Source organism: Trichlorobacter sp. (assembly GCF_030247655.1).
Taxonomy (GTDB): Bacteria; Desulfobacterota; Desulfuromonadia; order Geobacterales; family Pseudopelobacteraceae; genus Trichlorobacter.
The window spans coordinates 1-7756 of record NZ_JAOTRZ010000133.1; the positions used below are offsets into that span (position 1 = coordinate 1).

A 7756-nucleotide genomic window follows, 5' to 3' on the forward strand; every position below is an offset into this window, starting at 1 on the left:
TTGCAGATTATGTCTGTAACCTTTTTTTTGTCTGGAATTTGTGACTATTAGCAACATGCTTTTACGGTGCTGGGGCCAGTTATCGCCATTGGGGTTGATCCTTACCCGGAGCCATGTTCCACTAAATCAGGCAAGGTTTTGACCGTACCAATCAAGTCTGATGGCAAACCGGAAAGCTCGGCATTTTACCCTCGAGACCAACGTTCACGCAGAGTGGACCTGGGACTTTTGGACTTTTCAGCGCAAGCTTTGGAGCAGCTCACCTTTGCGGATTGATTAAAGAGGCTGTGATGAAATTATAAAGAACACACAAAACAGCCGCTCCCGGAAACCAGGGGCGGCTGTTTTGTGTAAACTTAAGGGATTAAGCTACTTCCAGGGAGTTGCGCCGATGGCAACCTTCATCCCCTTCTTCTCAAAGGCTTCCTTTTCCCAGGGCCAGATGGCTGACCAGTCATCCTGCTTCTTGGTGTCGCCGGCCTCCTTAAGCGCCCAGTGGTACTTGTCCGGTGTCACTCCATAGGAACGGCCTTGTGCATCCTTGTTAAACATATGTTGGCGGGGATAGGCGCGTCCACCTTCGTTGGCCCAGTCACCGTAGCCGTACTTGGCCCAGCCCTTACTACCATCCAGTACTTTCAGGTATGCTTCAGCCTTGTCACCATGGCACTTGGCGCAGGTGTCCTTGGCAGACAGCTTCAGCACTTTGCTGGCCTTGCCGGTTCCGATGTTGTGGGAGTCGTGGCAGTCAAAGCAGGCCATCTTTGCGTGAGCACTGTGGGCACCTTTAATGGTTGCTGAAAGCCGAATATCCATATCCATCTGGTGGTCACGGCGGCCTTTGCCGTCAATGGATGTCTGACGATTGCCTTTGCCCCAGGCAGGACGGGTATACTCTGCATGGTCGCTGTACTTATCACCAATCCGGTAACCGCGCAGGTCGTTGGCTCCCTTATGGTGCAGGTTTTTGGCGGTACGGGTGTGGCACTGTTCACAGACCATCTTGCGGGCTTCAACATCTGTGATCTTGGTCGGATTGATAATATTGGCTTTTGATGGATCCTTGGCATGTACGGCACCTGGTCCGTGGCAGGATTCGCAGCCTACGCGGGTGTCTGCCACAAAAATATCCTTCAGGTCAGCACGTTTACCAGCCACAAAGTCTGCCTTGGCCTTGGTCCAGGCCTTGACATCAAAACCGGTAGTGTGGCAGCCGATACAGCGTTCCTGCCATGAATAAAACTCACCATAGCTGTTCTTGTTAAATTCGCCATCCTTAGGCTTCATCTCAAGGGTCAGGAATTTCCAGCCAGCCCGTTCCTTGTTGCCGGAATACTGAACAGTTTTGCTCTTGTCAATCGTCCAGGAAATACCGCCATCTTTGGTAGTCTGCAGGTAGGCCTCCATGGGGGAGCCGTCATAGTACACTGCATAGCGTTGCTTGCGAATCTGGCCAACTACATAACCGACTTCCTCCAGTTTGTATTTGCGAACCGTAACGTAGTTGGTGGTCTTGTCTTTTTGGTCAAGAATCATGTGACTATCCAGTTTGTCCCAGTCACGTTGTACCCATTTGTAGACACTGCTGGAGAAGTCTTTGCCCATGGCAGGTCCTTTGCGGGCCTTTTGGGTGTGTCGGGTTTTTTCCCAGTTGGCGTGGATATCGCCATGGCAGGTCACACAGCTGTCACTACCGACATAGGTGCCATTCTTGGCAATATCTGCCTGCTTCTTGTCCGGGTAGTCCGCTGCAATGGCCGGTAAAGCTGCCAGCAGCAGGGTTGCAACTGATGCCAATACGGTTCTGTACATTAGTGCTTCCTCCTTTGCCTGATGATGTATGCCGGATAAACATCTGATGGTACGTTATTGTAACGTTATGATTACCGGTAAGGTTGGCAAAGGGCAACTGACGCTTTCCTGACAAGTTTGTCAGAAAATAGAAGAGGAAATGTTGTAAGAATTATGGTGTGTTACGAAGCTGGTCAGCCTGGGTAAAGTAACCACGGTAGCCCTGCAGCAGGATCAGGAAGGCGGTGATGGCCACGCTGGCGGTAATAGCGCACATGATGGCGATCTGGTAGCGCACTGCCAGCATCGGTTCGGTGCCGGACAGGATCTGGCCGGTCATCATACCGGGCAGGGCCACAATGCCGGTGGCAGCCATAGTGTTCATGGTGGGGATCAGGGCGGCCCGGTAGGCGGTGCGCAGGGCCGGTTCAGCCGCCTGACGGGCGGTTGCCCCCAGGCAGAGGGCGGTTTCCAGCTCATCGTGACGTTCCCGCATCTCGGAAGTCAGTCGTTCTGCTGCCAGACTGGCGCCGTTCATGGAGTTGCCGATAATCATACCGGCCAGGGGGATCAGGTAGCGCGGGTCGTACCAGGGGGTATAGCCCACCACCAGCAGGCAGAAGTAGAAGGTAACCCCGCCGCAGCCGATCATGATGGAGCTGCCCATGATCCGGTAAAAATGGGGCATGCGGCGTTTGATGCGTGAGCCCATTACCTGCAGAGAAAACCCGGTCATGGTCAGCAGAATCAGGATTACCATCAGAGGCGAACGGACTGTAAATACCAGCTGCAGCAGGTAGCCGACAGCCAGCAGCTGCACCACCATCCGGATTGAGGCCCAGAGCATCTGACGCTCCTGGCCGATCTGTCTGAAACGGGCCAGACTGACCGAAAGCAGGATCAGGGCATAGGCGTAGACCAGCTGGATCAGGTTAAGGTGTAGCAAGGTTTTGTCTGACATCTGAATAGTCCTTGAAAATCAGGTTTCACGCAACGGCGCAACGACGCGACGAAAGGCTATATTGCAGGCATACCGTTTGCTACCCGTTTGATGCCATCCTTCAGAAGATTGTCGCCGAAATTGATCAGTAATCCCAGTTTGCAGCCTGTTAGACGAAGATAGGTCAGGAGCTGTTTGCTATGGACTGGTTGCAACCGTTCGACAGATTTTAATTCGAGGATCAGTTTGTTTTCCACAATCAGATCTGCACGGAACCCTTCATCAAAAGTAAGTCCCTGAAACATGACCGGTACCGCTATCTGCCGCTCAACAAACAGTCCCTTGTCAGACAACAGCTTTGCCAACACGGCTTCATAAACACTTTCCAGCAGACCTGGGCCAAGTTCACGGTGGATCAGAAAAGAGGCATCCATGACTTGTGCGGCAAGTTCATTTTCATGCATATCGATTAGCCCTTAAAATTAGATTTCACGCAACGGCGCAACGATGCAACGCAATAAAAAATGCTAAGAATGAGTTCTATAAACTGTATGAATTTATAAGTTATATTTGCTTGCCTTCGTGAGTGTTTTCTGTTTTCTGAATTATGTCTCTTTGTTTTGGTTTTCCGTAGCGTCGTTGCGCCGTTGCGTGAGTCATGCTTCTTGCTCTTCCGGTTCGGCAAGAAATGTCCGCAGATCTTCACTCTGCGGCCGTGCAAACAGCTCAGCTGTTTTACCTGCCTCCACAATCCGTCCTGCTTCAAGATAGATGGTCTGGTCGCTGATACGCCGTGCCAGTCGCAGGTCGTGGGTGACCATGATCACGGCCAGTCCTTCAGATCGGCAGATTTCCAGCAGGGTCTGTCCCAGGCTGTCGGTGGTGGGACGGTCAAGGGCGCTGGTCGGTTCATCCAGCAACAGCAGTTCCGGCCGGTTGATCAGGGCCCGGGCCAGGTTGACCCGCTGCTGTTCACCGCCGGAAAGGGTGCGGGCATCCCGCTGCAGATAGTCAGGTGAAAGGCGGGCAAGACCGATACTGCGTAGTAGATTCGGATGCTCTGCTCCGGGCAACGCTTCTTTGCGGTATCTGAACGGTTGTTGCAGGTTATCCAGTACCGTACCTTCAAACATAAAGGCCTTTTGCAGCATCATACCCACCCGTTGCCGTAACAGGGGAGGGGGCAGTTCACGGATGTCCTGACCTGCCAGAAGAATCTGGCCGTCTGACGGATCTTCCAGCCGGTTGATCAACCGGATCAAAGAGCTTTTGCCGCCACCGGACGGGCCGATAACCGCTGTTAATTCACCGGCCTGACATGACCAGGTGATGTCAGTCAGAAAATTTCTGGCTGTTGTCAGCTGCTGCAGTTGAAGTAGTGGAGTGGAGAGAGAAGGTGCCATGGCGCTGTTATACCATGATCATTGGCAGCAGAATCAACTGTCTTGTTTTGGAGAAGGGAAAACAACCCTGAACAGGGCACCGCCAACAGGATTATCAAGAATTGTTACCAGGCCATCATGGGCCTCAATAGCGGCCTTGGTGATGGATAATCCAAGCCCGGCGCCCCCCTTTTCCCGGGATCTGCCGTTATCCAGACGGTAAAACCGGTTAAAAACCTTTTCCTTTTCAGTGTCAGGGATGCCGGAGCCATTGTCTCCAACTTCTACAGCCGTGCTTCCATCAGCTTCTCTGAACAGTTTTACCGTGATGATAGTCTGTTCAGGCGAATACTTAATTGCATTATCCACCAGGTTTAAAAAGGCCCTTCGCAGCATGCAGGCATCGGCTGAAAGGTGAAGGCTCGTCAGGCGTTCAAAGTTGATCTCCTGTTGTTTTTCTTCTGCCAGAACAGAAAGAAATTCAATGACATCTGCTAAAAGATTGCCAAGCTCAGCCGGCTCTTTGTGAAGAGCGCTACCGTCAGCACGGCTTAACAATAATAGTGACTCAACCGTTTGCGCCAGACGGTCAGTTTCCTCAAGCATACTTCCAATGGTTTCACGGCATTCAGGGGTGATATCCTGCTGTTGCAAGGCGGTTTCGCCAATGCTGCGGATGGCAGTCAAAGGTGTACGTAGCTCATGGGAGGCGTCGGCAGTAAAGCACCGTAATCGCTCAAATGATTCTTCAAGTCGGCTAAAGGTCAGGTTGAAGACGGTTGCCAGGGTCGCAAACTCGTTTTCTTCGTTATTTACCGGTAGTCGAGCTGAGAGATTTTCAGCGCTTATCTCCTGCGCCTTTGCGGTGATCGTGGTTATCGGTGAAAGCACCCGTCCCGCAATCAGATAGCCGACAACCAGTGAGAGCGCCACAGATACCGGAAAGGCCAAAAGGATTATCAACGCCAGGGTATTGAGTGTGCGTTGGTAGTTGCTCTCTTCATGGGCCACCACCACCTGATACAGTTTTTCGCCAAGGGGAAACAATCGGCTCTGAATTCTATACTGGTGTCTGGACGGTGTTGTGATTGATTTGGGCTGTGCAGCAAGATCCCCCCCATCAAGCAGGCCGGTAAGTTCAGAGTTTTTCCACTCCTCTGAAACAACCAGGTCACGGTTGCCGTCTCGTACCCGGAATATATGTACCGGCCCCATGCTGGCCAGTTTAAACAGGCCGGCCTGGTCGTGGAGCAGATAGCCAGACACCGTTGCCAGATCTTTATGCAGATGGTTGTTAATCTGGCTGATCAGCATCCTCTGCACAAAAACATAGATACCGATAGAGAAGATCAGTACGGTTGCGATCAAGGCGGTACCGTACAGCAGTGTAAAACGAATGCGGAGGTTACTGAGTCGCAGCATGATCGTCACTGGCAGTTGCCATGAAGCCGACACCGCGGATGGTGCGAATCAGCTTAAGGGGAAAAGGGTCGTCAACCTTGCGACGCAGGCGGGCAATGTTGACGTCAATCACATTGTCCAGTGGCGTGGAGCGTTCACGTACCTTCCAGACATCATGGGCCAGCATCTCTCGGGAAACAACATGGCCCTGGTGTTTCAGAAGATAGGCCAGCAGTTCAAATTCACGGCTGGTTAGATCCAGTAGTTGCTCATTACGTAGTGCCTGATGGGTCGGCAGGTGCAGTTGAAGATCGGCAAGAGCCAGTGGTTTTTCTGTTTCATGTTTACCTCGACGAAGCAACAGGCGCATCCGGGCAAGCAGTTCTGGAAAAGCAAACGGTTTAACCAGGTAGTCATCCGCTCCGTTGTCCAGTCCCAGCACCCGGTCTTCTACCGTATCACGCCCGGTCAGTACCAGCACCGGCAGGGAGAAGCCTTTATTCCGTATGGTTTTAAGCACTTCAAGGCCGTCACGGCCTGGCAGCATCAGGTCCAGCAGCATCAGATCAAATGACTCACTGTTCAGACAGAAGAATCCTTCTTCACCGCTGGAAACGGCGATAACCTCATAGCCTTCAGTCTCCAGGCCACGCTTGAGAGCGTCGGCAATTTTGCGTTCGTCTTCCACAATCAGGACGCGCATGGCATTCTCCTTAATGTGTCATTTGTAGCAGGCAGACGGCAACAATGCAACTGACTGAATTCTGACATTTTCGTAAGAAAGGCTACCCATTAACACGTGCTTTTGGGTCGTAGTGTTTCGCCTGGTTGTCTGGCTGTTTAGAATACCTGATTCAAAGCCATCTGGATTTATTCTTGTTTTAAGCTATGCTATGCAGCATATCGTGAGTACATTCGAGAAAGGTACCGGCATGATCATTAACGATTTTTCCATCACAATAGCCACCGTCAATGGCGCTGGCAGCCAGACCGCCAACAATACGCTGCTACGGGCCATCCATAAGATGGGGGTGCCGGTCAGCGGTAAAAACATATTCCCTTCCAATATCCAGGGGCTGCCCACCTGGTTCACCATTCGGGTAAGCAAGGATAGCTACCTCAGCCGGCGCGAACAGGCCGAAGTGGTGGTGGCAATTAACAAGGACTCGATCAAGGAAGATATTCAGACCCTGGCATCAGGTGGTATCTGCCTCTACCCGGATGATCTGCAACTACCGATTAGCCGTGACGATGTGACCTTTTATCCGATGCCGGTCAATGAGCTGGTGAAACAGTCTGGAGCAGAGGCCAGACTGAAAGCCTATGTTGCCAATATGGTTTATGTCGGCGTACTGGCCTGTCTGCTGGCTATTGATCTGCAGGAGATTGAGTCGGCGTTGTCATACCATTTTCAGGGCAAGCAGAAAGCTATGGATCTGAACTTTGCCACAGCCAAAGCTTCCTATGACTGGGCAAAGCTCCATCTTGCCAAAACAGATCCGTTTCAGATTGAGCCGATGAACAGGACTGAAGGGACGTTTTTGATTGACGGCAACAGTGCTGCTGCGCTGGGTGCGGTCTTTGGTGGGGTACAGTTTGTGGCCTGGTATCCGATTACCCCATCGACATCCATTGTAGATCACGTAAGCGAGTATCTGCCAAAGCTGCGTTGCGATGCTGAGGGTAACGCCAGCTATGCGATTATACAGGCAGAGGATGAACTGGCGGTAATCGGGATGGTGGTTGGGGCAGGGTGGGCAGGCGCCCGCGCCATGACGGCAACGTCCGGGCCGGGGCTGTCGCTGATGGCTGAATTCGCAGGCTATGCCTATTTTGCAGAAATACCGGCAGTGGTCTGGGATGTGCAGCGGATGGGACCATCAACCGGCCTGCCGACACGTACGGCCCAGGATGATATTCTGGCTGCCTACACCCTGGGACATGGTGATGGCAGGCATGTCTGCCTGATCCCCGGTTCCGTGGCTGAATGTTTCGAGTTTGGCTTTACAGCCCTTGATCTGGCTGAGCGGTTGCAAACCCTGGTGATCGTGCTGAGTGACCTTGACCTGGGCCTGAATCTCTGGCCCACAAAGCCGTTTGCGTATTCTGAGAGACCACTTGATCGGGGCAAGGTGCTTTCTGCTGACGACCTTATCCGTCTGCAGGGCGAGTGGAAACGCTATGCTGATATTGATGCAGACCGCATCTGCTACCGGCCCCTGCCCGGTACCAACCCCCCGGC

7 protein-coding genes are annotated in these 7756 nt (G+C 52.5%); 1 reads left to right on the forward strand and 6 read right to left on the reverse strand.

The annotated features are described in order from the left end of the window. Window positions 1–369: 369 nt before the first annotated feature. The 6 genes from OEL57_RS11360 to OEL57_RS11385 all read right to left on the reverse strand — a co-directional run bounded on the left by OEL57_RS11360 (window position 370) and on the right by OEL57_RS11385 (window position 6217). Window positions 370–1812 carry a multiheme c-type cytochrome gene (locus tag OEL57_RS11360; protein WP_300740650.1) on the reverse strand — a complete coding sequence of 481 codons (1443 nt, stop codon included), beginning with the start codon at window positions 1810–1812 and terminating at the stop codon, window positions 370–372. A 151-nt stretch (window positions 1813–1963) separates the two neighbouring features. After that, window positions 1964–2752 (reverse strand): ABC transporter permease, encoded by a 789-nt coding sequence (locus OEL57_RS11365; RefSeq protein WP_300740651.1) that lies wholly within the window; start codon window positions 2750–2752, stop codon window positions 1964–1966. Between the two features lie 56 nt (window positions 2753–2808). Continuing rightward, complete coding sequence (locus tag OEL57_RS11370) at window positions 2809–3195, reverse strand: GxxExxY protein (protein WP_300740652.1); 387 nt, start codon at window positions 3193–3195, stop codon at window positions 2809–2811. A 192-nt stretch (window positions 3196–3387) separates the two neighbouring features. Then, window positions 3388–4134 (reverse strand): ABC transporter ATP-binding protein, encoded by a 747-nt coding sequence (locus OEL57_RS11375; protein ID WP_300740653.1) that lies wholly within the window; start codon window positions 4132–4134, stop codon window positions 3388–3390. Between the two features lie 33 nt (window positions 4135–4167). Next, entirely contained in the window at window positions 4168–5535 is a 1368-nt protein-coding gene (locus tag OEL57_RS11380) for an ATP-binding protein (RefSeq protein ID WP_300740654.1), read from the reverse strand. Next, window positions 5519–6217, reverse strand: a complete 699-nt coding sequence (locus OEL57_RS11385) for a response regulator transcription factor (RefSeq protein WP_300740655.1) — start codon at window positions 6215–6217, stop codon at window positions 5519–5521. The genes OEL57_RS11380 and OEL57_RS11385 overlap by 17 nt, the downstream gene beginning before the upstream one ends. 202 nt (window positions 6218–6419) lie before the next feature. On the opposite strand from OEL57_RS11385, the gene OEL57_RS11390 reads away from it, so the two are divergent. Then, window positions 6420–7756, forward strand: a 1337-nt coding sequence (locus tag OEL57_RS11390) for a 2-oxoacid:acceptor oxidoreductase family protein (RefSeq protein ID WP_300740656.1), incomplete at its 3' end; no start/stop codon positions are given.

What these genes read in the sequence shown, in the direction of transcription:
- OEL57_RS11380 (WP_300740654.1), bottom strand. Translation starts at nt 5,535, where the DNA reads ATGCTGCGACTCAGTAACCTCCGCATTCGTTTTACACTGCTGTACGGT.
- OEL57_RS11370 (WP_300740652.1), bottom strand. Translation starts at nt 3,195, where the DNA reads ATGCATGAAAATGAACTTGCCGCACAAGTCATGGATGCCTCTTTTCTG.
- OEL57_RS11365 (WP_300740651.1), bottom strand. Translation starts at nt 2,752, where the DNA reads ATGTCAGACAAAACCTTGCTACACCTTAACCTGATCCAGCTGGTCTAC.
- OEL57_RS11360 (WP_300740650.1), bottom strand. Translation starts at nt 1,812, where the DNA reads ATGTACAGAACCGTATTGGCATCAGTTGCAACCCTGCTGCTGGCAGCT.
- OEL57_RS11385 (WP_300740655.1), bottom strand. Translation starts at nt 6,217, where the DNA reads ATGCGCGTCCTGATTGTGGAAGACGAACGCAAAATTGCCGACGCTCTC.
- OEL57_RS11375 (WP_300740653.1), bottom strand. Translation starts at nt 4,134, where the DNA reads ATGGCACCTTCTCTCTCCACTCCACTACTTCAACTGCAGCAGCTGACA.